We start from the raw sequence: 25,571 nt of genomic DNA, 5'->3' as shown, positions 1-25,571 counted from the left end.
CCTGAACGCAAGAACGCCCCCGGAAGAATCCGGAGGCGTCCTGGTCACGCGGGCATGAGCCGATCGCGCATCACGCGAGAGGCACCGGGATCATGCCGGGGCGCCGTAGCTCATCAGGCGCTGGTAACGACGCTCCAGCAGGGCATCGGTATCCAGGGCGCCAAGACGCTCCAGACCTTCGCCCAGCGCAGCCTTGATGCTGTCGGCAGCGGACTGCGGGTTGCGATGCGCGCCACCCAGCGGCTCCTTGATCAGGTTGTCGACGAAGCCCAGCTCCTTGAGACGCGAGGCAGTGATGCCCATCGCATCAGCGGCGTCGGCGGCACGCTCGGCGCTCTTCCACAGGATGGAGGCGCAACCTTCCGGCGAGATCACCGAGTAGGTGGAGTACTGCAGCATGTTCAGCTCGTCACACACGCCGATGGCCAGTGCGCCGCCGGAACCACCCTCACCGATAACGGTGGAGATGATCGGCGTCTTCAGGCGAGACATCACCGCCAGGTTGTAGGCGATGGCCTCGGATTGACCGCGCTCCTCGGCACCGATGCCCGGATAGGCACCCGGCGTGTCGATGAAGGTCAGGATCGGCATCTTGAAACGCTCGGCCATTTCCATCAGACGGCAGGCCTTGCGGTAGCCCTCCGGACGCGGCATGCCGAAGTTGCGACGCACCTTTTCCTTCACGTCGCGGCCTTTCTGGTGACCGATCACCATCACCGGCTTGTCGTCGAGACGCGCGATACCGCCGACCAGCGCTTCGTCGTCCGCGTAGTGACGGTCGCCGTGCAGCTCATCGAAATCCGTGAACAGATTCTCGAGGTAGTCGAGGGTATACGGGCGCTGCGGGTGACGTGCCAGCTGAGATACCTGCCAGGCGCCGAGGTCCTTGAAGATGGACTCGGTGAGCTTGGTGCTCTTTTCCTGCAGGCGAGCGATCTCGTCAGACAGGTTGACCTGGGAGTCGTTACCGACCAGACGGAGTTCCTCGATCTTGGCCTGCAGCTCGGCGATCGGCTGTTCAAAGTCCAGATAATTGGGATTCATAAGGCGTTTCGTTCGTCGTCTCGGGCAGCCAGGAAAGCGAGTCGGCCGGGTCACTCCCCCTGAGCACACGCTCAGGCGATCTGTGGCTCGCGGCGGTCACAGTCGGCATGGAATTGGGTACGGAAAAGATGGACAGGCATTATCGCACCCTGTTCGACAGGTGCAAACCTTGCCCGCCTGTTAGGCGTGGATTAACTCTGCACCCACGCCGCTCATCTCGATGCTGCGCCTGCCCCGCCGCTTGGCGAGGCAGGCACCATCCTGTGGGCCAGCACCTCAGTCACGGTACTTGAGGCGCACACCGCGCTGGCCTTCCACCTCACCCAGCTGGATCAACAACTCATCACTGGGCGCAACGCGCCATTGCTCGCCCAGCTCCAGCCAGGCCTCCGCCGCGGCGTTGCGATAACGCAGGCGCATCGGCAGGCCTTCGCTGGCCAGGTGCGGCGTCAGCAAGGTGGTCAGCTGCTGGGTGAAGCGACCGCCGATGTCCTCGGCGGCGATACTCATCTCGACCGCCTCACCGAAGCGCGCCCGCGCATCGATGATCGGCGTGACATCCTTGCCGCGCAGACGCAGGCCACCGGAATAGTCATCCTGGCTGACCTCGCCCTCGACGATCACCACGCTGTCAGGTACCAGCTTGTTGCGCACCTGATCGTAAAGCTCACCGAACATCGAGGCCTCGATGCGCCCGGTGCGGTCATCCAGGGTCACGAAGGCCATGGTGTCGCCCCGCTTGGACTTCATGGTGCGCATGGCGATCACCAGCCCGGCGATGCGCTGCGGCTCACGCGACGGCTTGAGGTCACTGATGCGCGCATTGATGAAGCGCTTGAGCTCACCCTCATACTCATCGATGGGGTGGCCGGTCAGATAGAGTCCCAGCGTGTCCTTCTCGCCGGTGAGGCGCTCCTTGTCGGTCCACTCGCGCGCCTTGCGATAGCCGGCGTAGACATCGGTTTCCGGCTCGCTGAAGGCATCGCCGAACATGTCGGTGATGCCGACATCATTGTTGGCGTGATTCTGGGAGGCGGCCTTGAGCGCATCCTCCACCGCCAGCATCAGCACCGCACGCGACGGGCCGATGTTGTCCAGCGCGCCGGAGCGGATCAGCGCTTCCAGGGTGCGCTTGTTGATCTTCTTGGCGTCGATGCGCTTGCAGAAATCGAAGATGTCGCTGAACGGGCCACCCTCGGCGCGCGCGCTGACGATCGCATCGATCGGGCCCTCGCCGACGCCACGGATGGCGCCCAGGCCGTAGACGACGCGCCCTTCCAGATCGACGGTGAACTTGTAGCCGCCGATGTTCACATCCGGCGGCGTGACCGTCAGGCCGATATGACGGCACTCCTCGATCAGCGGCACTACCTTCTCGATGGTCTGCATCTCGGTCGAGATCACCGCGGCCATGAACGGCCCCGGATAGTGCGCCTTCAGCCAGCCGGTCTGGTAGGAGACGAGACCATAGGCCGCCGAGTGCGACTTGTTGAAGCCGTAACCGGCGAATTTTTCCACCAGGTCGAAGATGTTGCCGGCCAGGTCCTTGTCGATGCCCTTGCCCGCACAGCCTTCCATGAAGCCGGCGCGCTGCTTGGCCATCTCTTCCGGCTTCTTCTTGCCCATCGCGCGGCGCAGCATGTCGGCCTGACCCAGCGTATAGCCGGCCAGCACCTGCGCGATCTGCATGACCTGCTCCTGGTACAGGATGATGCCGTAGGTCGGCTCCAGTACCGGCTTGAGCAGCTCATGCTGGTAATCCGGGTGTGGATAAGACACTTCGGAACGGCCGTGCTTGCGGTTGATGAAATCATCCACCATGCCGGACTGCAGCGGGCCTGGACGGAACAGGGCCACCAGGGCGATCATGTCTTCCAGGCAGTCGGGCTTGAGCTTCTTGATCAGCTCCTTCATGCCGCGGGATTCCAGCTGGAAGACGGCCGTCGTCTCCGCCTTCTGCAGCATGTCGAAGGTCTTGGCGTCATCCAGCGGGATATCATCGATATCCAGCGGCGCCAGCCCTTCCCGCTCACGGATCTTGTCGACCATCTCGGTCGCCCAGTCGATGATGGTCAGGGTGCGCAGACCCAGGAAATCGAACTTGACCAGCCCGGCCTCCTCGACGTCGTTCTTGTCGAACTGGACCACCAGACCGCTGCCGTCTTCATCACACAGCAGCGGCGCGAAGTCGGTCAGCTTGGTCGGCGCGATCACCACGCCCCCGGCGTGCTTGCCGGTGCCGCGCGTGGTGCCCTCGAGCTTGAGCGCCATCTCCCAGATTTCCTGGGCTTCCTCGTCGTTGTCGATGAATTCCTTGAGCTGCGGCTCCTGCTCGATGGCCTTCTCGAGCGTGATGCCGACCTCGAAGGGAATCAGCTTGGAGAGCTTGTCACCCAGCGAGTAGGGCTTGCCCTGGGCACGCGCCACGTCACGCACCACGGCCTTGGCGGCCATGGTGCCGAAGGTGACGATCTGCGAGACCGCGTTGCGCCCATAGCGCTCGGCCACGTAATCGATCACGCGGTCACGCTTCTCCATGCAGAAATCGACGTCAAAGTCGGGCATGGAGACACGTTCCGGGTTCAGGAAGCGCTCGAACAGCAGGTCATATTCCAGCGGGTCCAGATCGGTGATCTTCTGGGCGTAGGCCACCAGCGAGCCGGCACCGGAACCACGCCCCGGACCGACCGGCACGCCATTGTCCTTGCCCCACTGGATGAAGTCCATGACGATCAGGAAGTAACCGGGGAAGCCCATCTGCAGGATGATGTCGAGCTCGAAGTCCAGCCGCGTGCGGTAGCGCTGCTCGATCTCGGCCCAGGCCTCGCTGTCGCGCGGATGCCTGGCATGGGGATACAGCTTGTCGAGGCGCTCCGTCAGGCCATCATGCGAGACCTTGCGGAAGAACTGGTCCATCGTCATGCCTTCCGGCACCGGGAACTCGGGCAGGAAGTAGGTGCCCAGCTGCACGGTCACCGAGCAGCGCGCCGCGATCAGCACACTGTTCTCGAGCGCTTCGGGAATGTCGGAGAACAGCTCGCTCATCTCCTCGGCGCTCTTCAGGTACTGCTCATCGCTGTAGCGGGTCTCGCGCCGCGGGTCATCCAGCGCCTTGCCTTCGCCGATGGAGACGCGCGTCTCGTGGGCCCAGTAGTCCTCGCGCTTGAGGAAGCGCACATCATTGGTGGCGACCACCGGCGTATCGGTGGCCTCGGCCAGCGCCACCGACAGGTGCAGGCACTCTTCCTCGTACTGACGCTGAGTGCGGGTCAACTCCAGATAGAAGCGATCCCCGAACACCGCCTTCCACTCACCGAGCAGTGCCCGGGCGCTGTCTTCGTGGTCCGACAGCAGATGACGGCCGATCTCGCCTTCACGGCCACCGGACAGCACGATCAGGCCCTCGGCCTGCTCGAAGATCCACTGTTTCTCGAGGTAGGCGCGGTCCTGCTTCTGGCCATCGGTCCAGCCGCGCGAGATCAGCTCGGTGAGGTTGCGATAGCCGGTGTCGTTCATCGCCAGCAGCGTGAGGCGATAGGGGCGCGTGGCATCCTGGGGATTGATCAGCCACATGTCGGCACCGATGATCGGCTTGATGCCGGCAGCGCGCGCATTGGAGTAGAACTTGACCAGCCCGAACAGGTTGGCCTCGTCAGTCACCGCGACAGCCGGCTGGCCCGCCGCGGCGGTCGCCTTGATCAGCGGCTTGACGCCGGGCAGACCATCGACGAGGGAGAACTCGGTGTGAACGCGCAGGTGAACAAAGGGCGTGGTCATGGAATCGGCTCGTGAAGTCGGCGTGACGGTGAAGGATTCGGTTGCGGCTGGTGCTGTCGTCGCTGCGGGTGCCGGCGGCGGCGGCGGCTGCGAGACTGAAGGCTCGGGCTCGGGCTTCAAGGATAGCCTGTCAGCGCCATCGTCTGAAGGCGTAGCATCTGAAGGCGCAGCATCCGCCCGGGCAGGCTCGACTGACGGGGATGCCGTGGTCTCACTGGCATCAGTCAGACCACGGCTGGCGGCTTTTTTGCCGTGGGCTGCTGGCTCGTCTCGCTTGCCTCGCTCGGCTCCGGGGCCGGAAGCGCGATCAGCGCGTCCGGCGGCACGGCCTGTGGCACGTGCCCCGACATGAACAGCCGCCTGACCGGTCCGAAGCTCTTGCGATGCAGGGTAAGGATGCCATGTTCCTCGATGGCGGCCTGATGCTCGCGGGTCGGGTAGCCCTTGTGACGCGCGAAGCCATAGGCGGGGAAGCGTGAATCCAGCGCCGCCATCTGGGCGTCGCGATGCACCTTGGCCAGAATCGAGGCCGCGCCGATGGCGGCGTGGCGCAGGTCGCCCTTCACCACCGCCATGCCGGGAATCTCGTGCCCCGGCAGGCGATTGCCATCCACCAGCAGGTATTCCGGGCGCACGCCCAGTGCATCGATGGCGCGCCGCATGGCCAGGTGCGTGGCCTGATAGATGTTCAGCTCATCGATCTCGTCACTGGTCGCCTCGGCGATCGCCCACGCCCAGGCACGGGCCCGAATCTGCTCGTAGAGGGCCAGACGCTTCTTCTCGCTGAGCTTCTTGGAGTCCGTGATGCCCTCGATGGGGTCATTCGGGTCCAGAATCACCGCTGCCGCCACCACCGGGCCGACCAGCGGCCCACGCCCGACCTCATCGATACCGGCCAGCAACTGCCCCTGATAGGGAATCACCAGCGGCGGAAAATCATCGGCGGGTTTACGCTTGCGCGCAGAAGGCGTAGTGGCGTGGCTGTCGGCAGAGTCGGTCATGATATCTCGAGGCGTAAGACAACAGGCAGAGCGCCAATGCGATCTGCCTGTCGAGGTGATTCAATCAAGGGTAGCGCAATGTCTGGCGGCGACACGCGGGATCAGCGTCCGGCCAGTTCACCGATGGCGATGGCGGCCGCGGCGCTGGCATCACAGGTCAGTTCACGATGCATGGCGGTGAAGCGCTCACGCAGTTCTCGTTGGCGGGCGACGTCACCGGCGGCACGCGACAGCAATGGCGCAAGGCTTTCCTCGATGGACTCCGGCGTGGCGGCGTCCTGGATCAGCTCCGGCACCAGCGTCTCGCGGGCGATCAGATTGGGCAGGGAAATCCACTCGGTCTTGACCATATGCCGCGCGATGCGATGTGTCATCGGCGCCATGCGATAGGCCACCACCATCGGGCGATGACAGAGCAGACATTCGAGCGCCGCTGTGCCGGATGCCAGCAGTACGGCATCGGCGGCGGTCATCGCTTCACGCGATTGGCCATCCACCAGATGGATGCGACTGCGATCCAGGCCTTCACGCTCCGCCATCAGGGACTCGAGCTCGGTGCGCCGCAGCGGCGTGGCCGCCGGGATCACCACCTCAAGGCCGGGATAACGCTGACAGAGACGCTCGATGGCGGCCAGGAAGGTCTCGCCGAGAAAGCGGATCTCGTTGGCGCGGGAGCCCGGCAATACCGCCAGCAGCTGCACTTCCGGGTCGATCCCCAACTGCCCACGGGCAGCAGCGCGATCATCCTCGAGCGGCAACTCATCGGCCAGCGGATGGCCGACGAAGGTCACCGGTACCTGATGCTCACGATAGAAGGCGGCCTCGAAGGGCAGGAAGGTCAGCATGCGATCGACGGCGCGGCGAATGGTCTTCACGCGCCCCTGACGCCAGGCCCACACGGAGGGGCTGACGTAGTGTGCAGTGGTGATGCCCTGCTTGCGCAGGCGCAGCTCGAGCCCCAGATTGAAGTCCGGGGCATCGATGCCGATCATCACGTCGGGTTGCCACTCAAGGGCGTCGCGCAACAGATGGCGACGCACCTTGATCAGCGCCGGCAGATGCTTGAGCACCTCGACCAGCCCCATCACCGACAGCGTTTCCAGCGGGTAGAGGCTGTCGAAGCCTTCGGCCTGCATGCGCGGGCCGCCGATGCCACGGAACTCGACATCGGGATAGCGCGCCTTGAGCGCGCGCATCAGGCTGGCACCGAGGATGTCACCGGAGAGCTCCCCGGCTACCAGGTAGATACGCATGCTCAGCGAGTCAGACCGCGAGTGGACGCCTTGAGCGAGGCGATGAAGACATCGCGCTCGGCCAGCGGCGGCTCGGCTTCCAGCTGCTCGAGGGCCTGGGCCAGCGTCAGGCCCTGACGGAAGACCGTCTTGTAGGCCGTGTTCAGCGCGGAGATGGTCTCGCGGCTGAAGCCACGACGCTTGAGGCCGACGCTGTTGAGGCCATGCGCTTCCGCCGGATGGCCATTGACCATCACGAAGGCCGCGATGTCCTTGGTGATGATGGAGCCACCACCCGCCATGGCATGTTCGCCGATATGGCAGAATTGATGCACCGCCGACAGGCCACCCAGAATGACATGGTTGCCGAGATGGACATGGCCACCCAGCGTCGCCTGATTGGCCATGATGCAGTCGTCACCGATGATGCAGTCATGGCCGACATGCGAGTAGGCCATGAACAGGTTGCGACTGCCGATACGCGTGAGGCTGGCATCCTGGACGGTGCCGCGATGCAGGGTCACGCCCTCGCGGATGACGTTGTCATCCCCGATTTCCAGACGCGTCGGCTCACCGGCGTACTTCTTGTCCTGACAGTCCTCGCCCACTGACGCGAACTGGAAGATACGGTTGCGCTCACCGATGACGGTGGTGCCCTTGATGACGACATGCGGCCCCACCACCGTGCCAGCGCCGATCTCGACATCAGCCCCGATCACGCAGAACGGGCCGACCTCGACATCATCGGCCAGGCGGGCGCCGGGATCGACAATGGCAGTAGGATGTATCAAGCGACCTTCCTCTCGGCACAGATGATTTCGGCCTCGCAGACCAGATCGCCGTCGACCTTGGCCTGACAGGCGAATTTCCAGATGCCACGCTTCTCGCGCAGCACGCGGGCGCTGATCTCGAGCTGGTCACCCGGCATCACCGGGCGCTTGAAGCGCACATTGTCGCTTCCGACGAGATAATAGATGTAGCCATCGGCGGGACGTTTGTCGACGGTCTTGAAGCCGAGAATACCCGCCGCCTGAGCCATGGCTTCCACGATCAGAACGCCCGGCATGATCGGGTGCTCCGGGAAGTGACCATTGAAGAACGGCTCATTGATGCTGACGTTCTTGCGCGCGACGATGAACTCGCCAAGGGTCAGGTCCATGACACGATCGATCAGCAGGAAAGGATAGCGGTGCGGGAGATACTCACGGATCTCGTTGACGTCCATAACCATTGGCTTGCAACCTCTGAAATAACGAAATGCCTGCCGCTCGCGGGCAGGCATGTAATGACGGTCCGGACCGCCGTTCGGGCAATGGCGCGCATTATAGCGTCCTTGCGCGTGGCTGGCAGCCGCTCATTGCCCGACAGTGCGCCAAGCAGGTGCGAGACTCTGCTCTGGACAGGTACTACCCGGGCTTGCAGTACTACTTGTCCTTCAAACTCTTCTCGACCTGATTCAAGCGTCGCGCCAACTGATCCAACTGCTTGAAACGTACGGCATTTCTGCGCCACAGGCCGTTGTCCATCGCGCCAGTACCGGAGGAATAGACGCCCGGCTTGGTGATGGAGTTGGTCACCAGACTCATGCCGGTCACCTGCACGCCATCGGCGATTTCCAGGTGCCCCGCCAGCCCCACGCCACCGCCCATCAGACAGTAGCGACCGACCTTGGTGGAGCCGGCGATGCCGACACAGCCCGCCAGCGCCGAGTGGTCACCGATCTGCACGTTGTGCGCGATCTGGACCTGGGAGTCGATCTTGACGTCATTGCCGATGATGGTGTCACCGAGCGCGCCACGATCGATGCTGGTGCAGCTGCCGACTTCGACATCATCGCCGATCAGCACGCCACCGAGCTGGGCGATCTTGTGCCAGCCCTTGCCATCGTGGGCAAAACCGAAGCCATCGGCACCGATCACGCAGCTGCTGTGGAGTACCGCGCGCGCACCGATCACCACGCCATGATAGAGCGTGACATTGGGGTGCAGCAGACAGCCCTCGCCCAACACGCTGTCAGCCCCGATCACGCAACCCGCGTGAATGCGCGTGTTGTCGCCGATGCTGACGCCCGGACCGATCACGACCTGCGGGCCGACCTCGACATTGGCCCCCAGGGTTGCGGACTCGTCGATGACGGCACTGGCATGCACGCTCGCCTGAGGCTCGACCGCCAGCGGATCGAACAGACGCGACAGCTCAGCGTAGGCCAGATACGGATTGTCCAGCACGAGGGCATTGCCCTTGCACTCTTCAAGATGGCTTTCATGCAGCAGCACGGCAGTCGCGGCGGTTTCCCCGAGATACTTGAGGTAGGCGCGATTGGCGAGGAAGGCGATATCGCCGGGCTCAGCATCGACCAGCGTCGACAGGCCGGTGACCCGGACAGCCGGGTCACCGACGAGACGAGCGCCCAGCCGCTGAGCCAGATCCTCGAGAGTGTAAGAGAATTGTCGCTTTTTCATTCTGTCTCTGGGCGCTGAGCGCCTCTGGCTCGCATTCGCGTTGGCATGCTCGGATGCAACACATCCCGCACGCTTGCGCGCGCGGGATGTACTCAGTTGAGCGAGTTGAACACCTGAGTCACTTCATTGGTCAGGTCCATACCGTCCTTGCTGTAGACCGTCGCATTGCGGTCGACCAGCAGCTCGATGCCATGCTTGTCGACGACCTGCTGGATGGCCTTGTCGAGCTTCGGCTTGGACTGCTTGAGGAAGGTCTGCTCCGCCTGTTGCTGCTGCTGCTGGACCTGGCCACGCAGCTGCTGGAACTGGCCGCCCTTCTGGCGCAGCTGCTGCTGCACGGACTGACGCTCGGAATCGGACATCACGGCGCCGTCCTTCTGCAGCTTGGCCTGCAGGGATTCCAGTTCCTTGGCGAGTGCCTTGGCCTGGTCCTGCTTGCCGGCCAGCTGATTCTTGAGCTGGTTCATGGAAATCTTGGCCGAGTCGGAACTCAACAGCGCCTGGCGCCAGTCGAGGACCGCGACTTCGGTGGCCTGTGCCAGCATCGGAGTCGCCATGGCGGCAAGGCCACCAGCCAGACACAGGGCGCGGGTCAATTTACGCATCACACAAACTCCTTGTAGGCCTGTTGTTCAGTCACTGATGACTCAGCGACCGACGGTGCGAGGACCGGCGACGGAACAGGGACAGCGCCGCCGGTGGTCGTGACGAAGGCCGCACCGACTCAAGCGGGTGCGGCCTCGTACGGCCTTAGAAGGTCTGGCCCAGCGAGAACTGGAAGATCTCGGTGTCATCGTCGTCATCGTCACCGATCGGCTGGGCGACACTGAAGGTCAGCGGGCCTACCGGTGTGATCCACGACAGGCCGATACCGGCACTGTAATTCAGCTCACCCAGGTCGACGCCGCTCTCACAGCTGCTGGTGTCACTGGAGCTCACGTCGTAGCACGACGTCAGATAGGTGTTACCGGCATCGACGAAGAACGACGGCTGTACCGAGCGCTTGTCCTTGATGAAGGGCATCGGGAAGATCAGGTCCACCCCACCTTCGATCAGGATGTTGCCGCCGATGGTATCGTCGTCGCCATCGTTCTGCTCGGTGGTGGCCTGCCCCAGGGTATTGGAGCTGTAGCCACGCACGCTGCCCAGACCGCCGGCATAGAAGTTCTTGAAGAACGGATAGGTATCGCCGGAGAACGAGTTGGCATAGCCCAGCTCGGTACGGAACTTGAGTGACCAGTCCTGACTCAGCTCGAAGAACTTGGATCCCTTGTAGCGGAGCTTGTAGTAATCCGCATCGGAGCCCGGCACCGCCACTTCCAGCGACAGCAGCTGAGAGCTGCCCGCCGTGGGCAGGATGCCACGGTTGAGGTTGTTGCGTGACCAGCTGGCCGTCAGCTTGTAGAGGTTGAAGTCTTCGCCTTCATCCTCGATGAACTGCGTGACCTCCGCCGGGCTGTCGTCGAAGTCCTTGACGCGCACGAACTCGTAACCGCCGCCGAAGTTCAGACGTGACAGCTCGTTGATCGGGTAACCGAAGTTGATCCCGCCACCGAAGCTGTCGGTCGCGTAGCTGGCGACGTCGTCATCATCGTCGTAGTCCACCTTGCGGTAGAACATGTTGTAGCCGCGCGAGATGCCATCCAGCGTCCAGTACGGGTCGGTATAGCCGAAGCTGACGTTGGTGTAATCGTCCGACTTCTGGGCGTTGATGTTGACTTCGTTACCGGTGCCCAGGAAGTTCTTCTGCGACAGGCCCACCCCGTAGATGACACCGTCACCCTGGGAGAAACCGACCGACGCCGAGATCGAGCCTGACGGCTGCTCCTCGACGTTGTAGTTGACGTCCAGCTGGTCCGGCTCACCGGCGACAGGACGCGTGTCGACATCGACCTGCTTGAAGAAGCCGAGGCGCTCAAGCTTCTGCTTGGACTGCTTGATCTTGTCGGTGGAGGCCGGTGCACCTTCCAGCTGGGTCATCTCACGACGCAGGACTTCGTCTGCGGTGGTGGTGTTGCCCTTGAAGTTGATGCGACGCACGTAGGCACGCTTGCCGGGGTCGACCGCGAAGGTCAGATCGACGGTGTCGCTCTCTTCGTTGACCTCCGGCACCGCGTTGACCTTGGCGAAGGCGAAGCCGTCGGCACCCAGTGCCTGGCGCAGCGCCTCGCTGGAAGCGGTCACATCACGCTGGGAATAGAGGGCATCCGGGGCGAGCTTGACCAGATCACGGGCGCGCTCTTCCTTCATCTTCAGGTCACCGGCAAAGCCGATATTGCCGATCTTGTACGGCTTGCCTTCGTCGACGTTGATGGTGACGAAGATCTCGGACTTGTCCGGCGAGATGGACACCTGGGTCGAGCGCACCTGGAAGTTGACGTAACCACGATCGAGATACCAGGACTTGAGGGTCTCGATATCACCGGTCAGCTTCTCGCGCGAGTATTCATCATCGGAGAACCAGCCGAAGAACCAGCTCGGCTTGTCTTCCAGCTCCAGCTGTTCGCGCAGGGTCTCGTCATCGAAGGCATCGTTGCCGACGATGTTGATCTGATGAATCTTGGCGATCGCGCCTTCCTTGACGTCGATATTGACCTGTACGCGGTTGCGCTCGAGTTCCTCGACGGAGGTCTCGATACGCGCGCTATAGCGGCCCTGAGCCTGGTAGACACGCTCGAGCTCACGCTGCATCTCTTCCAGCGTGGAGCGCTGCAGAACCTGACCCTCGGCCAGCCCTGCTTCCTTGAGGCCCTTGCGCAGGTCTTCGTCGGGAATCTGCGAGTTGCCGTCAATCTCGATCTTGGAGATCGTCGGGCGCTCGACCACATCGATGATCAGGACATCGCCATCACGCTTGAGGCGGATGTCGTCGAACAGGCCCGTGTCGAACAGCTGACGCGCTGCCGAGGACAGGTCCTCTTCTTCCACATTCTGATCCGCGGAGACGGGGAAGGCGTTGAAGACGGTGCCCGCAGACACGCGCTGGAGGCCCTCTACCCGGATGTCCGAAATTTTAAAAGATGCGGCCAAGGCGCCCTGACTGGCCCCGAGCAGCGCAGCTGCCAATCCAATGGTCTTGAGTTTCATGCAGTCGCTTCGCTTCTCTGGATTCCGCCCGCTTGGGTGAACAGGCACCTTATACACAACCCCCTGCAACTGACAAGACAGCTACGAGTGAGGATCGGCAATCGGGGCCGAAGTCGTGTGGGCATGATGACGGGAGTTGATCGCATTGACCAGCCCGTGCAATGAATTGACCCCCATGGGCATCGACAGTTCAGATTCGGTTCATCCTGCGGGAGCCATCACGTGCTGATGACTCCCCGAATCCGTCACCAAAGACGCATGAGATCGAAGTAGATGGCCATCAGCATGAGGGAACCGACCAGCGCCATGCCGATCTTCAGCCCCGCATTCTGGACCTCTTGCGAAAGTGGTTTGCCGCGCACGGCTTCCACCAGATAGAACAGCAGGTGACCGCCATCCAGCACCGGAATCGGCAGCAGGTTGAGAACACCCAGGCTGATGGAGAGATAGGCCATGAAGCCGAGGAAGGCCTCGAGGCCGGAGCGCGCCGTGTCGCCGGCGATACGCGCGATGGTGATCGGGCCAGACAGATTGGACGGTGCGATCAGACCGACCAGCATCTTGCGGATCGAATCCAGCGTCAGCACCGTCATCTCGCCGGTCTTGCCGACGGCCTGGCCGACTGCCGCCAGCGGCCCGAAGCTGAGCTCGCGCTGATACTGCTCGGGCCAGCTGACGTTCTCGACGCCGGCACCGACCTGCCCCACCACACGCCCGTCATCGAGCGAATTGCTGGCGGGGGTCAGTGACAGCGTCTCTTCCTTGCCATCTCGCGCCACCAGTACCGACAGCGTCTCGCCCGGCGCACCGCGCACGCGCTCGACGAAATCGATCCAGTCGACCACCAGGGTGCCATCGATGCTGACGATGCGGTCACCGGCCTGCAGGCCTGCCGCCTGAGCGGCGCCACCGTCCAGCACCTGCCCCAGCACCGCCGGCAACTGAGGACGCCAGGCCGTGATGCCCAGCGTCACCAGCGGACGCGGCGGGTCCTGATCGACCAGGAAGCGTGTCACGTCGAGGGACTGCTCACGCGTGGCGCTGGCACCCTCGGCACGCGTGGTGAGCGTCAGGCTGTCATCGCCAATCGCACCGATCAAGCGCAGGTTGACCTCATCCCACGAGGGAGTGGCCTGACCATTGATGGCGACGATCTCGGTCTTCGGCGCAAGGCCGGCGCGGCCAGCCGGCGAGTCCGGCGCCACGGCACCGACCATCGGCACCACCGTGGTGGTACCGGCGACGAACAGCGCCCAGTAGGCGACGATGGCCAGCAGGAAGTTGGCCAGCGGGCCCGCCGAGACGACGGCGATACGCTTCCACACCGACTTGGTATTGAAGGCCAGATGACGCTCGGCCGGATCGACCGGCCCCTCGCGCTCATCCAGCATCTTGACGTAGCCACCCAGCGGGATGGCGGCGACCCCGTACTCGGTGCCGTGGCGATCGGTCCACGACCAGAAGGGTTTGCCGAAGCCGATGGAGAAGCGCAGCACCTTGATGCCGCAACGACGCGCGACCCAGAAATGACCGTACTCATGGATGGTGATCAACACCCCCAACACGACGATCACGGCAAGAATATTCTGGATCACACCCATCACGCGCTCCTGGAGATTGGTGCCCGAGATGGGCAGCCTGCCTTGCCACGCTCACGAAGAAAGTAACAAGACAGTGCAAGATAGGATTTCAGGGCCCGGCGAGGGCCAACTCGGCGGCAGCCAGCTCACGCGCGGCCGCGTCTTCGGCGAGAATCACCTCGAGGCCATCCACCGCCAGTGGCGGACGCGCCTGCATGACGGCCTGCACCACTGCCGGGATACGATCGAAGGCCAGGCGACCCTCGAGGAAGGCAGCCACGGCCACCTCGTTGGCGGCATTCATCACCGCAGGCCAGGTGCCGCCTGCCGCAATGGCCTCGCGCGCCAGCCGCAGACACGGGAAGCGCGTCTCGTCGGCGGCACGGAAATCGAGGCGCGCGACCTGAAACAGGTCCAGCGGCTCGACGCCGGCATCGATACGCTCCGGCCACGCCAGCGCATAGGCGATCGGCGTGCGCATGTCCGGATTGCCCATCTGGGCCAGCACCGAGCCATCACTGTAGGCCGCCATCGAATGAATCACGCTCTGGGGATGCACGACCACCTGAATATCATCCGGCCCGCAGGCGAACAGCCAGCAGGCTTCGATCAGCTCCAGGCCCTTGTTCATCAGGGTGGCGCTATCGACGGAAATCTTGCGCCCCATCGACCAGTTGGGATGCGCGCAGGCTTCGTCCGGCGTCACCGTGGCCAGTCGCTCGGCAGGCCATTCGGCATCATCGCGGAACGGGCCACCGGAGGCGGTCAGCAACAGCTTCTCGACACCGATCGGCGCCAGGCCATCACGATGCTGGGACGGCAGGCACTGGAAGATGGCGTTGTGCTCGGAATCGATCGGCAGCAGGGTCGCCCCGTGCTGCTTCACCGCATCCATGAACAGCTGCCCGGCACACACCAGCGCTTCCTTGTTGGCCAGCAGCACGCGCTTGCCGGCTCGCACCGCCGCCAGCGTCGGCAACAGGCCAGCCGCACCGACGATGGCGGCCATCACGCTATCGACTTCAGGCGCCTCGCTGATATCGACCAGCGCCTGCTCACCGTGGCGCACCTCGATGGGCGTGCCCTGATAGCTCTCGACGCCCTTGAGGGCCTCACTGAGCCACGCAGCCGCCTCGCACGAGGCGATCACCGCCACCTGCGGGCGGTGCGTCAGACACAGCTCCAGCAGCGCCTCGTGACGCGTGGCAGCGCTGAGCGCATGCACCCGATAACGCTCGGGATGGCGCGCGATCACATCCAGGGTGCTGGACCCGATGGAGCCGGTCGCGCCGAGGATGGTGATGCGCTGCAACGCAGGCGTCTCATGAGGAGGCTCGTGGCTCACGTTCACATTCGTGCTCACGCACCACCTCCCAGCACCCACGGCAACAGCAGGGCAAACAGCGGCACCGCTGCGGTCAGGCTGTCGATGCGATCCATCACGCCACCATGACCGGGCAGCAGATGGCTTGAGTCCTTCATCTGACGCTGACGCTTGAACATGCTCTCGAGCAGGTCACCCAGCACCGAGACGACCGTCACGCCCAGCGTGACCAACAGCAGCGGCAGCCAGTCGGCCAGCCCCGCCAGCGCATAGCCGGTCGCCAGCAGGCCGGTGGCCACCAGACCACCGTAGACGCCCTCCCAGGACTTGCCCGGGCTGACGCGCGGCGCCAGCTTGCGCTTGCCGAAGCGCTTGCCGGAGAAGTAGGCACCGATATCCGCCGCCCACACCATCAGCAGCACATACAGCAGCCACTCGCCGCCACTGGCCTTGAGCTGCACGAAGCCGAACCAGGTCGGCAGCAGTGCCAGCACGCCGACGCCCAGCCGCACGCCGGTCGCCTGCCATTCCTGACTGGCGGCCGGATAGCGCATTACCCAGCGCAGATTGACCAGCCATGCCAGTGCCGCCAGATACAGCGGCCAACGCGCGAGAGCGCCATCGAACTGCCAGACCAGCAGCATCAGCACGCTGAGAGCCAGCGGGAACAGCAGACGCGCCATGCCGGCACGCACGCCAGACAGGTTGGACCACTCCCAGGCGGCCAGCGCGACGACAGCCCCGGTGAAGGTGGCAAAGGCGGCACCATCGAGGCCGAACAGCCCCCACAGCGCCAGCGGCGCGAGAATGAGCGCGGTGATGATTCGTTGTCTGAGCACTAGAGCCCCTCGGCGTCGAGTTGTTCGCTGGTCATGCCATAACGACGCTGACGCAGGGCGTAGGCGCTGAGCGCTTCATCGAAGGCCGCCGCATCGAAATCAGGCCACAGCACGGGCGAGAAATAGAACTCGGCATAGGCCAGCTGCCAGATCAGGAAGTTGGAGATACGCTGCTCACCGCTGGTGCGGATACACAGATCCACCTCCGGCAGTTCGCTCAGGCACACTTCCGCCCCGAGACGTGACTCGTCGATGTCCGCGGCCTTGAGCTCGCCGCGCTCGACCTGCTCCGCCAGACGGCGGGCGGCCTCAGCAATATCCCAACGGCCGCCATAGTTGGCGCAGATCACCACGTGCATGCCGCGATTGCCGCGCGTCATGTCTTCGGCGCTCTGGATATGCTTTTGAATCGAATTGGAAAAACGACTGCGCTCGCCGATGACCGAGAGTCGGATATCGTGGCGATGAAGCTTCTTGACCTCGCGCTTGAGCGCCAGCAGAAACAGCTCCATCAGCGCACTGACTTCATTGGCCGGGCGCTTCCAGTTCTCACTGGAGAAGGCAAACAGGGTCAGCACTTCCACGCCCTGCTCGGCAGCGCGACGGATGGTACTGCGGACGGTTTCGGCACCGGCGCGATGGCCGCGTATGCCAGCCCAGCCGCGGGACTTCGCCCAGCGGTTGTTGCCGTCCATGATGATCGCCACATGGCGTGGCGTGGAGGGGGAATTCGGTGACGTCATGGGGTCTCGCTACGAGCACCGGATGCCGCCGGCAAGCGCCGGCGGCAGACCCGATCAGACCTGCATCAGGTCGGTTTCCTTGTGCTCCAGAGCACTGTCGACTTCCGCCACATACTTGTCGGTCAGCTTCTGGATCTCGTCTTCTCCGCGACGTGCATCGTCTTCGGAGATGTCCTTGTCCTTGAGCAGGCTCTTGATGTCGCCATTGGCGTCACGACGCACATTGCGGAGCGCCACGCGGGCGTTTTCCGCTTCTGCACGCGCCTGCTTGGTGTAACCGCGACGCGTCTCTTCCGTCAGCATCGGCATCGGGACGCGAATCACGTCACCGGCGGTGGACGGGTTGAGACCCAGGTCAGAAGTCATGATGGCCTTCTCGACCTTTGGCACCATGGGCTTTTCCCACGGCACGACAGTCAGGGTGCGCGCATCTTCGGTGGTGATGTTGGCCACCTGATTCAGCGGTACCTGGCTACCATAGTAATCGACCGTTACGGCATCCAGGATGCTGGGATGCGCACGACCCGTACGGATCTTGCCGAAGGCGGCACCGAGGGACTCGATGGTCTTCTTCATGCGTGATTCGGCGTCTTTCTTGATGTCGTTGATCACAGTCTTACCCTCTATCAATCAGCGTGCCTTCCTTGCCACCCACCACCAGGTTGAGCAGCGCGCCTGCCTTGTTCATGTTGAACACCCGCACCGGCATGTCATGGTCACGTACCAGGCAGATGGCGGTCAAATCCATCACCCCAAGCTTCTGGTCCAGCGCATCATCGTAGCTGAGGCTGTCGTACTTCACGGCATCCGGGAACTTGACCGGGTCCTTGTCGTAGACACCATCCACCTTGGTTGCCTTGATGACGGCATCCGCGTCGATCTCGATACCGCGCAGACAGGCAGCGGAATCGGTAGTGAAGAACGGGTTGCCGGTACCGGCGGAGAAGATGACCACATCGCCAGACGTCAGATAACGGATGGCGGTACGGCGATCATAATGTTCTACCACGCCACTCATCGGGATGGCAGACATCACGCGTGAACGGATGTTGGAGCGTTCCAGCGCATCACGCAGCGCCAGACCATTCATCACGGTCGCCAGCATGCCCATATGGTCACCGGTCACACGCTCCATGCCGACTTCCTGCAGGGCTGCGCCACGGAACAGGTTGCCGCCACCGATGACGATGCCGACCTGGACGCCGATGCCCACCAGCTGACCGATTTCCAGCGCCATGCGATCCAGCACCTTGGGGTCGATGCCGAAATCGCCATCGCCCATCAGGGCCTCACCGGAAAGCTTGAGCAGTATGCGCTTGTACTTGGCATTGCGTTCAGCGGAAATGGTGGCCATGCGAATCTCTCCTGATACTGACATACGGGGAACGGGGCGGCCCGAAGGCGGGGGCCAGATACACGATGGCGTGCGACTATGCGCACGCCATCATGAGAAGCGAAAACAGTCAGCCCTTACGCGCGGCTGGCCTGCTCACGGACTTCAGCTGCGAAGTCGACTTCTTCCTTCTCGATACCTTCACCGACTTCCATGCGTACGAAGGATACCACTTCACCACCGGCTGCCTTGACGAACTCGGCGACGGTCTGGTTCGGATCCTTGACGAACGGCTGTTCGGTCAGGCTGTTCTCAGCCAGGTACTTCTTCAGACGACCCTGGGACATCTTCTCGGCGATTTCCGCCGGCTTGCCTGCCATGTCCGGCTGAGCAAGGATGATGGCCTTTTCAGCGTCCATCTGTTCCTGCGGCATGTCGGACGGACGTGCACAGACCGGGTTGACGGCTGCGACGTGCATGGAGACGTCCTTGGCTGCTTCACCAGTACCGCCGTTCAGCAGGGTCAGCGCAGCGATGCGGCCGCCGTGGACGTAGCCACCGACGACGCCGCCAGCCGGCGCTTCGACCAGCTCGGCACGACGAACGGAGATGTTCTCACCGATCTTCTGAACCAGCTGACCACGGGTGTCTTCCAGCTCGCCTTCCATCAGGGAAGCGATGTCGGTGTTCTTGGTAGCGAACACACGATCGGCGATCAGCTGGGTGAAGGCCTTGAAATTGTCATCACGAGCGACGAAGTCGGTCTCGGAGTTGATTTCGACCATCACGCCGTAGCTGGCGTCGTCGGCGACCTTGATGACGATGGCGCCTTCAGCGGCCACGCGGCCAGCTTTCTTGGCGGCCTTCAGGCCGGAGTTCTTGCGCAGGTTCTCGATCGCCAGCTCGATGTCGCCACCGGCTTCGGTAAGAGCCTTCTTGCATTCCATCATGCCGAGCGCAGTACGCTCACGCAGTTCCTTGACCATAGATGCGCTGATAGCTGCCATGGGATGAAACCTCTGTCGTGTCGACGTCTTTGAATACGGGAATTCGGTCACGACCGCTGAACGGTCGCAAATAAGGGGGCCGTGGCCCCCTTATTGCCTGACCTGACTGCCACCTGGCTAGGCCATGCCGCACTTAGTGTAGCGCAGCGTTTGTGACAGTCAGATCAAGCCGCCAGGATCACTCTGCTGCGTCTTCTTCAGAAGCAGTTTCGACGAACTCACCGGCCAGCTCTTCTTCCTTGTTCTTGCCACAGGCGCCTGCAATTGCCTGGACATAGATCTGGATGGCGCGGATGGAGTCATCGTTACCCGGGATGACGTAGTCCACGCCGTCCGGGTTGGAGTTGGTATCGACGACGCCGATGACCGGGATGCCCAGCTTGTTGGCTTCGTTGATCGCGATGCGCTCGTGGTCAACGTCGATCACGAACATTGCGTCCGGCAGGCCACCCATGTCCTTGATACCGCCGATGGAGCGCTCGAGCTTGTCCTGCTCACGAGTGGCCATCAGGACTTCTTTCTTGGTCAGCTTCGCGAAGGTACCGTCTTCATGCATCTGCTCGATTTCACGCAGGCGCTTGATGGACTGACGGATGGTCTTGAAGTTGGTCAGCATGCCGCCCAACCAGCGATGGTTGACGTACGGCTGGCCAGCCTTGCGAGCTTCTTCCTTGATGATCTTGCCGGCAGCGCGCTTGGTGCCCACGAACATGATCTTGTTGCCATTGGCAGCCATCTTCTCGACCACTGACACGGCTTCGTTCAGCGCCGGCAGGGTGTGCTCGAGGTTGATGATGTGGATCTTGTTGCGAGCGCCGAAGATGAACTTGGACATCTTCGGGTTCCAGTACTTGGTCTGGTGACCGAAGTGTGCGCCTGCCTTGAGCAGATCGCGCATGTTGACTTGCGCCATGTGAATATCTCCTGGATATCGGGTTGGGCCTCCACGTCCCCCATGGATCCGACCGCTTGCGCGGCACCCGGGACCATGTGACGGAACGTGTGTGGATTGGGGTTATGTACGTCAGTCCTTCAATCTCGCCTCGGCCAGGCGCCCGGAGGTGGCCGATCGAGGAGAATTTGCAGGAAAGCGCGCGGCTTTATACCATAGCTCGACCACGATATGAAGTCGCCACTGCCCGACGCGGCATGCGATGCGTCGCGCCATTCCCCCGTCACGCGCGGCCTGGCGGCGTTTCATCCCTCTTATCTCCTGCCTCGAGTCCTCATGAACATTCCCATCAAGACAGCTGAAGAAATCGACAAGATGCGCGTCGCCGGCCGTCTGGCGGCTGAAGTGCTAGAGCTGCTCGACGAGCATGTCCGTCCCGGCGTCACCACGGGCGAGCTCAACCGCATCGCGCACCACCACATCACCGAAGTTCAGGGCTGCATTCCGGCGCCGCTCAACTACCACGGCTTCCCGAAATCGATCTGCACCTCGATCAATCACGTGGTCTGTCACGGCATCCCCGATGACAACAAGAAGCTCAAGAAAGGCGACATCCTCAACATCGACATCACCGTGATCAAGGACGGCTATCACGGCGACACCTCGAAGATGTACATCGTCGGCGAGCCGAGCATCCAGGCCGAGCGTCTGTGCCGCGTCACCCAGGAATGCCTCTATAAAGGCATCGAGCTGGTACGTCCGGGCGTACGCCTGTCAGAAATCGGTCGCGCGATCCAGAAGCATGCCGAAGCGGCAGGCTACAGTGTCGTGCGTGACTTCTGCGGCCACGGCATCGGCGCCGGCTTCCATGAAGACCCGCAGGTGCTGCACTATGACGGCTACGAAGCCCGTGCCGACGCCGAGCTTCTGGAAGGCATGTGTCTGACCATCGAGCCGATGGTCAATGTCGGTGGCTACAAGGTGAAGGTCCTCAAGGACGACTGGACAGCCGTCACCAAGGACAAGAGCCTCTCGGCCCAGTGGGAGCACACCCTGCTGGTCACCGCCACCGGCGTCGAGGTACTGACACGTCGCACGGAAGAGGACCTCTCCTTCCTCGAGGGTTGATCAAGATGCTCCTGCACCACTATCACTTCGTCGAGCGTGAAGCGCTCTACGATGCCGTCATCTTCGACGGCGAGCTGGCCACGACGAAGACACCCATCCCGCTGTTCAAGCGGGCTCTGGCACAGGTACAGGAGCGTCTCGAGGCTCGCTTCAAGGCGGGCGCCGACATCCGCGACCTCATCCATGGTCGTGCCCGCGCCATCGATCGCCTGCTGGCCATCGCCTGGCAGCGCCAGACCTGGCCGGATGACGGCATCGCCCTGCTCGCCGTGGGCGGCTACGGCCGCGGCGAGCTGCACCCGCATTCCGACATCGACCTGCTGCTGTTGCTGGAGCAGGACGACGACACGCCCTATCGTGAGGCGCTGTCCGACTTCATCACCTTCCTGTGGGACATCGGTCTCGAGATCGGCCAGTCCGTGCGCTCGCTGAGTGACTGCGAGCGTGAGGCACGCGCCGATGTCACCGTGATCACCAACCTTCTGGAATCCCGTGTCATCGCCGGCCCTCAGCGGCTGCGCGAGGCCATGCGCGAACGTCTGGCCACCGACCGTCTGTGGCCGGCCGAAGCCTTCTTCGAGGCCAAGTGGCAGGAGCAGATCGCTCGCCACCACAAGTTCGCCAACACCGAATATCACCTCGAACCCAACATCAAGTCGTCGCCCGGCGGCCTGCGCGATATCCAGATGATCGGCTGGGTCGCCAAGCGTCACTTCGGGGTCGAGCGCTACGACAATCTGGTCGCGCTGGGCTTCATGAATGATGCCGAACTGCGCATTCTCAGCCAGGGCCAGGCCTTCCTGTGGCAGGTACGCTTCGCACTGCACATGCTGGCCGGGCGCGCCGAGGACCGGCTGCTGTTCGACCACCAGCGCACCATCGCCGAGCTGTTCGGTTTCCGCGACACGCCCGAGCATCTGGCGGTCGAGCAGTTCATGAAGCGCTACTACCGCCACGTCACCGCCCTGGCAGGCCTCAACGACATGCTGCTGCAGCACTTCGACGAGGCCATCCTGCGCCATGACGAGCCGGTCAACATCGTGCCGCTCAATCCGCGCTTCGAGATCCGCAGCGGCTACATCAGCCTGCGCGAGGAAGGCGTGTTCCGCCGCCGCCCCGCCGCGCTGCTGGAGCTGTTCCTGCTGATGGCGCAGCACCCGGAGATCGAGGGCGTGCGCGCCGACACCATCCGCGCGCTGCGTGATCATCGCCACCAGATCGACGACGCCTTCCGCGACGACGTGCGCCACCAGAGCCTGTTCATGGAGCTGATGCGCTGTGGCGGCAACGTGCCCCGCGTACTCAAGCGCATGGCGCGCTACGGCATCCTCGGCAAGTACCTGCCGGCCTTCGGGCGCGCCGTGGGGCTGATGCAGCACGACCTCTTCCACGTCTACACCGTCGATGCGCATACCCTGCGCCTGCTCAAGGTCGCCCAGGAATTCCGTGCCCCCGATGCCGAGGAGGAATTCCCGGTCGCCGCGACCCTGATCCGCGAGCTGCCCAAGCTGGAGCTGCTGTGGATCGCCGGGCTCTATCACGACATCGGCAAGGGCCGTGGCGGCGACCACTCCGAGATCGGTGCCGAGGAAGTCGAGGACTTCGCGCGCCGTCATGACCTCAGCCCGCGTGACACCCGCACCCTGAGCTGGCTGGTGCGCCACCACCTGCTGATGTCGATGACCGCGCAGAAGCAGGACATCGCCGACCCCGAAATCATCACGCGCTTCGCCGAGATCGTCGGCGACGAGACGCACCTGGATTATCTCTACGTGCTGACGGTGGCCGACATCAACGCCACCAACCCGTCGCTGTGGAACGGCTGGCGTGCGGCACTGCTGCGCCAGCTGCACATGGAGACGCGCCGGGCGCTGCGCCGTGGCCTCGAGCATCCGCCGGAGCGCCACGAGTGGATCACCGAGACCCGTGAGGAAGCGCTGTCCCTGCTGGCCGGCATGGGCACCACCCGCACTGACGCCGAGGCGCTGTGGGCCAGCCTCGGCGACGACTACTTCGTGCGCTATGCGCCCAGCGAGGTGGCTTGGCACACCCAGGGCATCCTCGCGCGCCAGGCAGCCCCGCAGCTCGACGAGCATGGCGAGCCGCTGCCGCTGGTACTGACCAGCGCGCCCACCGAGGAGATGACCGAAGGCGGCACCAAGGTCTTCATCCACACTCGCTCGGTGGACAACCTGTTCGCGGCCACCGCCGCAGCGCTGGAGCAGCTGGGGCTCTCGATCCACGATGCGCGCATCGCCACCTCGAGCCACAACTGGACGCTCAACACCTTCATCCTGCTCGACGATGACGGCGAGCCGATCCGCGACGCCGCACGCCTGGCCGATATCCGCACCCATCTGGTCGAAGAGCTGGATGACCCGGATGACTACTCGGTCATCGTCAATCGTCATACGCCGCGCCAGCTCAAGCACTTCCGCATCGCGCCACGCATCACGCTGAGTCAGGACTACACCAACGGCCGCAGCGTACTGGAAGTGATCGCCTCGGACCGCCCGGGCCTGCTGGCACGCATCGGACGGGTATTCATGGAGCACGAGATCGCCATCGATGCCGCCAAGATCGCTACTCTTGGCGAGCGCGTCGAGGATATCTTCTTCATCACCGACCGCGCCGGCGAGCCCATCACCGACCCCGAGCGTCAGACACGCCTGCGTGACGCCCTCACCGAAGTCCTCGAGGTCGGCGAGCGCGGCTGAGACGCGTGACGGCGCGTGACGAGAGTACAGAGGGAAAGCGCCGGCCGGCACCCCGCGATTGAGGGGACCGGCCGGCTTCCCTATAATCGCGAGTCGACCTGCATGGCAGTCCGGTGACTCGCGGACGCCTTCCTCCCTGCTCGGCCGGCAGCCTGGCTGCCACGGCCATCACCCATGGAACGTGCATGAACCCGGATCTCGACCAGCTCAAGCCCTACCCGTTTGAAACCCTGGCCAAGCTGCGCGAGGGCGTCGTGCCCAATCCCGCCCTGGACCCGATTGCACTGACCATCGGCGAACCGCGTCACGCGCCGCCCGAGTTCGTGCTCGACACCCTGCGCGAGCACATCATGGGCGTGGCCAAATACCCCGCCACCGGCGGCCTGGGGGAATTGCGCCAGGCAATCGCCGACTGGCTCGCGAAGCGCTTCTCGCTCAATGCCACGCCGGATATCGACCAGCAGGTCCTGCCGGTCACCGGCACCCGCGAGGCACTGTTCGCCTTCATCCAGGCCTCGCTGGACAGCACGCGTCCGGCGCGCGTACTGGTGCCGAACCCCTTCTATCAGATCTACGAAGGCGCGACGCTGCTGGCCGGCGGTGAGGTCACCTACCTGGCCTGCCCCGCCGAGAATGGCTTCCGCCCCGACTACGCGGCGGTGCCGGCCGAGGTGTGGCGTGATACCCAGATCGTCTTCGTCTGCTCGCCGGGTAATCCCACTGGCGCCGTGACACCGCTGGAGGACTTCCAGCAGCTGATTCGCCTCGCCGACGAGCACGACTTCCTGATCGCCTCCGATGAGTGCTACTCGGAGCTCTATCTCGACGAGTCGACGCCGCCGCCGGGCCTGCTGCAAGCCTGTGCCGCCATGGGCCGCGATGACTACGCGCGCTGCGTGGTCTTCCACTCGCTGTCCAAGCGCTCCAACCTGCCGGGCCTGCGCTCTGGCTTCGTCGCCGGCGATGGCGAGGTGATCCGTCGCTTCCGTCACTACCGCACCTATCACGGCTGCGCGATGCCGCTACATCACCAGCACGCCTCCATCGCCGCCTGGAATGATGAAGCCCACGTGCTGGCCAATCGCGATGCCTACCGCGAGAAGTTTGCCGCCGTGACCGAAATCCTCGCACCGGTGATGGACTTCCCGACCCCGGAAGCCAGCTTCTACCTGTATCCCGCCGTACCGGGAGGGGATGATGCCGCCTTCACTCGCGAGCTGCTGCGCGAAGAGGCGGTCGGCGTGCTGCCGGCAAGCTACATGGCGCGCGAGGTGGACGGCGTGAATCCGGGCGCCGGACGCATTCGTCTGGCGCTGGTGGCCGAACTGGAACAGACCGTCGAAGCCGCCCAGCGCCTGCGTCGCTTCGTCGAACGCCTGCGCTGAGCGCCAGGCCTGCACGGGCT

19 protein-coding genes and 1 pseudogene are annotated in these 25,571 nt (G+C 63.5%); 3 read left to right on the top strand and 17 right to left on the bottom strand.

The window, feature by feature from the left end:
• Positions 1 to 90 precede the first annotated feature (90 nt).
• The 17 genes and pseudogenes from accA to rpsB form a co-directional block, all read right to left on the bottom strand.
• On the bottom strand, positions 91 to 1,044 hold the full coding sequence (accA, locus tag R2R70_RS14000) for an acetyl-CoA carboxylase carboxyl transferase subunit alpha (protein WP_043333001.1): 954 nt from the start codon (positions 1,042 to 1,044) through the stop codon (positions 91 to 93).
• Positions 1,045 to 1,320: 276 nt separating this feature from the next.
• Complete coding sequence (gene dnaE, locus R2R70_RS13995) at positions 1,321 to 4,821, bottom strand: DNA polymerase III subunit alpha (protein WP_054556522.1); 3,501 nt, start codon at positions 4,819 to 4,821, stop codon at positions 1,321 to 1,323.
• 356 nt (positions 4,822 to 5,177) lie between these two features.
• Positions 5,178 to 5,822, bottom strand: a pseudogene (rnhB, locus tag R2R70_RS13990) (ribonuclease HII); the annotation flags it as partial.
• 101 nt (positions 5,823 to 5,923) lie between these two features.
• Positions 5,924 to 7,075 carry a lipid-A-disaccharide synthase gene (gene lpxB, locus R2R70_RS13985; protein ID WP_107335918.1) on the bottom strand — a complete coding sequence of 384 codons (1,152 nt, stop codon included), beginning with the start codon at positions 7,073 to 7,075 and terminating at the stop codon, positions 5,924 to 5,926.
• Between the two features lie 2 nt (positions 7,076 to 7,077).
• Positions 7,078 to 7,845: an acyl-ACP--UDP-N-acetylglucosamine O-acyltransferase gene (lpxA, locus tag R2R70_RS13980; protein WP_043333008.1), complete on the bottom strand. Its 768-nt coding sequence runs from the start codon at positions 7,843 to 7,845 to the stop codon at positions 7,078 to 7,080.
• Complete coding sequence (fabZ, locus tag R2R70_RS13975; protein WP_043333010.1) at positions 7,842 to 8,285, bottom strand: 3-hydroxyacyl-ACP dehydratase FabZ; 444 nt, start codon at positions 8,283 to 8,285, stop codon at positions 7,842 to 7,844. The genes lpxA and fabZ overlap by 4 nt, the downstream gene beginning before the upstream one ends.
• Before the next feature lie 193 nt (positions 8,286 to 8,478).
• On the bottom strand, positions 8,479 to 9,516 hold the full coding sequence (gene lpxD, locus R2R70_RS13970) for a UDP-3-O-(3-hydroxymyristoyl)glucosamine N-acyltransferase (protein WP_410978322.1): 1,038 nt from the start codon (positions 9,514 to 9,516) through the stop codon (positions 8,479 to 8,481).
• A gap of 92 nt (positions 9,517 to 9,608) precedes the next feature.
• Positions 9,609 to 10,121: an OmpH family outer membrane protein gene (locus R2R70_RS13965; RefSeq protein WP_043333014.1), complete on the bottom strand. Its 513-nt coding sequence runs from the start codon at positions 10,119 to 10,121 to the stop codon at positions 9,609 to 9,611.
• 145 nt (positions 10,122 to 10,266) lie between these two features.
• A complete protein-coding gene (bamA, locus tag R2R70_RS13960) occupies positions 10,267 to 12,603 on the bottom strand; it encodes an outer membrane protein assembly factor BamA (protein WP_172978726.1) in 2,337 nt (778 codons plus the stop codon).
• A gap of 245 nt (positions 12,604 to 12,848) precedes the next feature.
• A complete protein-coding gene (rseP, locus tag R2R70_RS13955) occupies positions 12,849 to 14,204 on the bottom strand; it encodes a sigma E protease regulator RseP (protein WP_410978321.1) in 1,356 nt (451 codons plus the stop codon).
• Between the two features lie 88 nt (positions 14,205 to 14,292).
• On the bottom strand, positions 14,293 to 15,546 hold the full coding sequence (gene ispC / locus R2R70_RS13950; protein WP_410978320.1) for a 1-deoxy-D-xylulose-5-phosphate reductoisomerase: 1,254 nt from the start codon (positions 15,544 to 15,546) through the stop codon (positions 14,293 to 14,295).
• The gene (locus tag R2R70_RS13945) at positions 15,543 to 16,346 is read right to left on the bottom strand and encodes a phosphatidate cytidylyltransferase (protein WP_410978319.1); all 804 of its coding nucleotides are present in this window, start codon (positions 16,344 to 16,346) and stop codon (positions 15,543 to 15,545) included. The genes ispC and R2R70_RS13945 overlap by 4 nt, the downstream gene beginning before the upstream one ends.
• On the bottom strand, positions 16,346 to 17,089 hold the full coding sequence (uppS, locus tag R2R70_RS13940) for a polyprenyl diphosphate synthase (protein WP_043333020.1): 744 nt from the start codon (positions 17,087 to 17,089) through the stop codon (positions 16,346 to 16,348). Before uppS ends, R2R70_RS13945 begins: the two co-directional genes overlap by 1 nt.
• Before the next feature lie 54 nt (positions 17,090 to 17,143).
• Entirely contained in the window at positions 17,144 to 17,701 is a 558-nt protein-coding gene (gene frr / locus R2R70_RS13935) for a ribosome recycling factor (protein WP_043333023.1), read from the bottom strand.
• 4 nt (positions 17,702 to 17,705) lie between these two features.
• A complete protein-coding gene (gene pyrH / locus R2R70_RS13930) occupies positions 17,706 to 18,443 on the bottom strand; it encodes a UMP kinase (protein ID WP_225347344.1) in 738 nt (245 codons plus the stop codon).
• Between the two features lie 116 nt (positions 18,444 to 18,559).
• The gene (tsf, locus tag R2R70_RS13925) at positions 18,560 to 19,429 is read right to left on the bottom strand and encodes a translation elongation factor Ts (RefSeq protein ID WP_043333025.1); all 870 of its coding nucleotides are present in this window, start codon (positions 19,427 to 19,429) and stop codon (positions 18,560 to 18,562) included.
• A 178-nt stretch (positions 19,430 to 19,607) separates the two neighbouring features.
• Positions 19,608 to 20,342: a 30S ribosomal protein S2 gene (rpsB, locus tag R2R70_RS13920; protein WP_043333027.1), complete on the bottom strand. Its 735-nt coding sequence runs from the start codon at positions 20,340 to 20,342 to the stop codon at positions 19,608 to 19,610.
• A gap of 315 nt (positions 20,343 to 20,657) precedes the next feature.
• Between rpsB and map the strand changes: the two genes are divergently transcribed.
• The 3 genes from map (at position 20,658) to dapC (ending at position 25,551) form a co-directional block, all read left to right on the top strand.
• Complete coding sequence (map, locus tag R2R70_RS13915; RefSeq protein WP_043333030.1) at positions 20,658 to 21,449, top strand: type I methionyl aminopeptidase; 792 nt, start codon at positions 20,658 to 20,660, stop codon at positions 21,447 to 21,449.
• Positions 21,450 to 21,454: 5 nt separating this feature from the next.
• A complete protein-coding gene (locus R2R70_RS13910) occupies positions 21,455 to 24,166 on the top strand; it encodes a [protein-PII] uridylyltransferase (RefSeq protein WP_410978318.1) in 2,712 nt (903 codons plus the stop codon).
• A gap of 185 nt (positions 24,167 to 24,351) precedes the next feature.
• Positions 24,352 to 25,551: a succinyldiaminopimelate transaminase gene (gene dapC / locus R2R70_RS13905; protein WP_410978317.1), complete on the top strand. Its 1,200-nt coding sequence runs from the start codon at positions 24,352 to 24,354 to the stop codon at positions 25,549 to 25,551.
• The last annotated feature ends 20 nt before the right edge of the window (positions 25,552 to 25,571 follow it).

It is taken from the genome of Cobetia sp. SIMBA_158, assembly GCF_046566945.1.
In the GTDB taxonomy this organism is placed as follows: Bacteria; Pseudomonadota; Gammaproteobacteria; order Pseudomonadales; family Halomonadaceae; genus Cobetia; species Cobetia amphilecti.
This window is presented reverse-complemented; position numbering and strand designations above follow the sequence as displayed.

Bases quoted from the DNA above. Each gene is read 5' to 3' on its own strand.
- accA (WP_043333001.1), bottom strand. From the start codon at position 1,044: ATGAATCCCAATTATCTGGACTTTGAACAGCCGATCGCCGAGCTGCAG.
- dnaE (WP_054556522.1), bottom strand. From the start codon at position 4,821: ATGACCACGCCCTTTGTTCACCTGCGCGTTCACACCGAGTTCTCCCTC.
- lpxB (WP_107335918.1), bottom strand. From the start codon at position 7,075: ATGCGTATCTACCTGGTAGCCGGGGAGCTCTCCGGTGACATCCTCGGT.
- fabZ (WP_043333010.1), bottom strand. From the start codon at position 8,285: ATGGTTATGGACGTCAACGAGATCCGTGAGTATCTCCCGCACCGCTAT.
- lpxD (WP_410978322.1), bottom strand. From the start codon at position 9,516: ATGAAAAAGCGACAATTCTCTTACACTCTCGAGGATCTGGCTCAGCGG.
- R2R70_RS13965 (WP_043333014.1), bottom strand. From the start codon at position 10,121: ATGCGTAAATTGACCCGCGCCCTGTGTCTGGCTGGTGGCCTTGCCGCC.
- bamA (WP_172978726.1), bottom strand. From the start codon at position 12,603: ATGAAACTCAAGACCATTGGATTGGCAGCTGCGCTGCTCGGGGCCAGT.
- rseP (WP_410978321.1), bottom strand. From the start codon at position 14,204: ATGGGTGTGATCCAGAATATTCTTGCCGTGATCGTCGTGTTGGGGGTG.
- uppS (WP_043333020.1), bottom strand. From the start codon at position 17,089: ATGACGTCACCGAATTCCCCCTCCACGCCACGCCATGTGGCGATCATC.
- pyrH (WP_225347344.1), bottom strand. From the start codon at position 18,443: ATGGCCACCATTTCCGCTGAACGCAATGCCAAGTACAAGCGCATACTG.
- tsf (WP_043333025.1), bottom strand. From the start codon at position 19,429: ATGGCAGCTATCAGCGCATCTATGGTCAAGGAACTGCGTGAGCGTACT.
- rpsB (WP_043333027.1), bottom strand. From the start codon at position 20,342: ATGGCGCAAGTCAACATGCGCGATCTGCTCAAGGCAGGCGCACACTTC.
- map (WP_043333030.1), top strand. From the start codon at position 20,658: ATGAACATTCCCATCAAGACAGCTGAAGAAATCGACAAGATGCGCGTC.
- R2R70_RS13910 (WP_410978318.1), top strand. From the start codon at position 21,455: ATGCTCCTGCACCACTATCACTTCGTCGAGCGTGAAGCGCTCTACGAT.
- dapC (WP_410978317.1), top strand. From the start codon at position 24,352: ATGAACCCGGATCTCGACCAGCTCAAGCCCTACCCGTTTGAAACCCTG.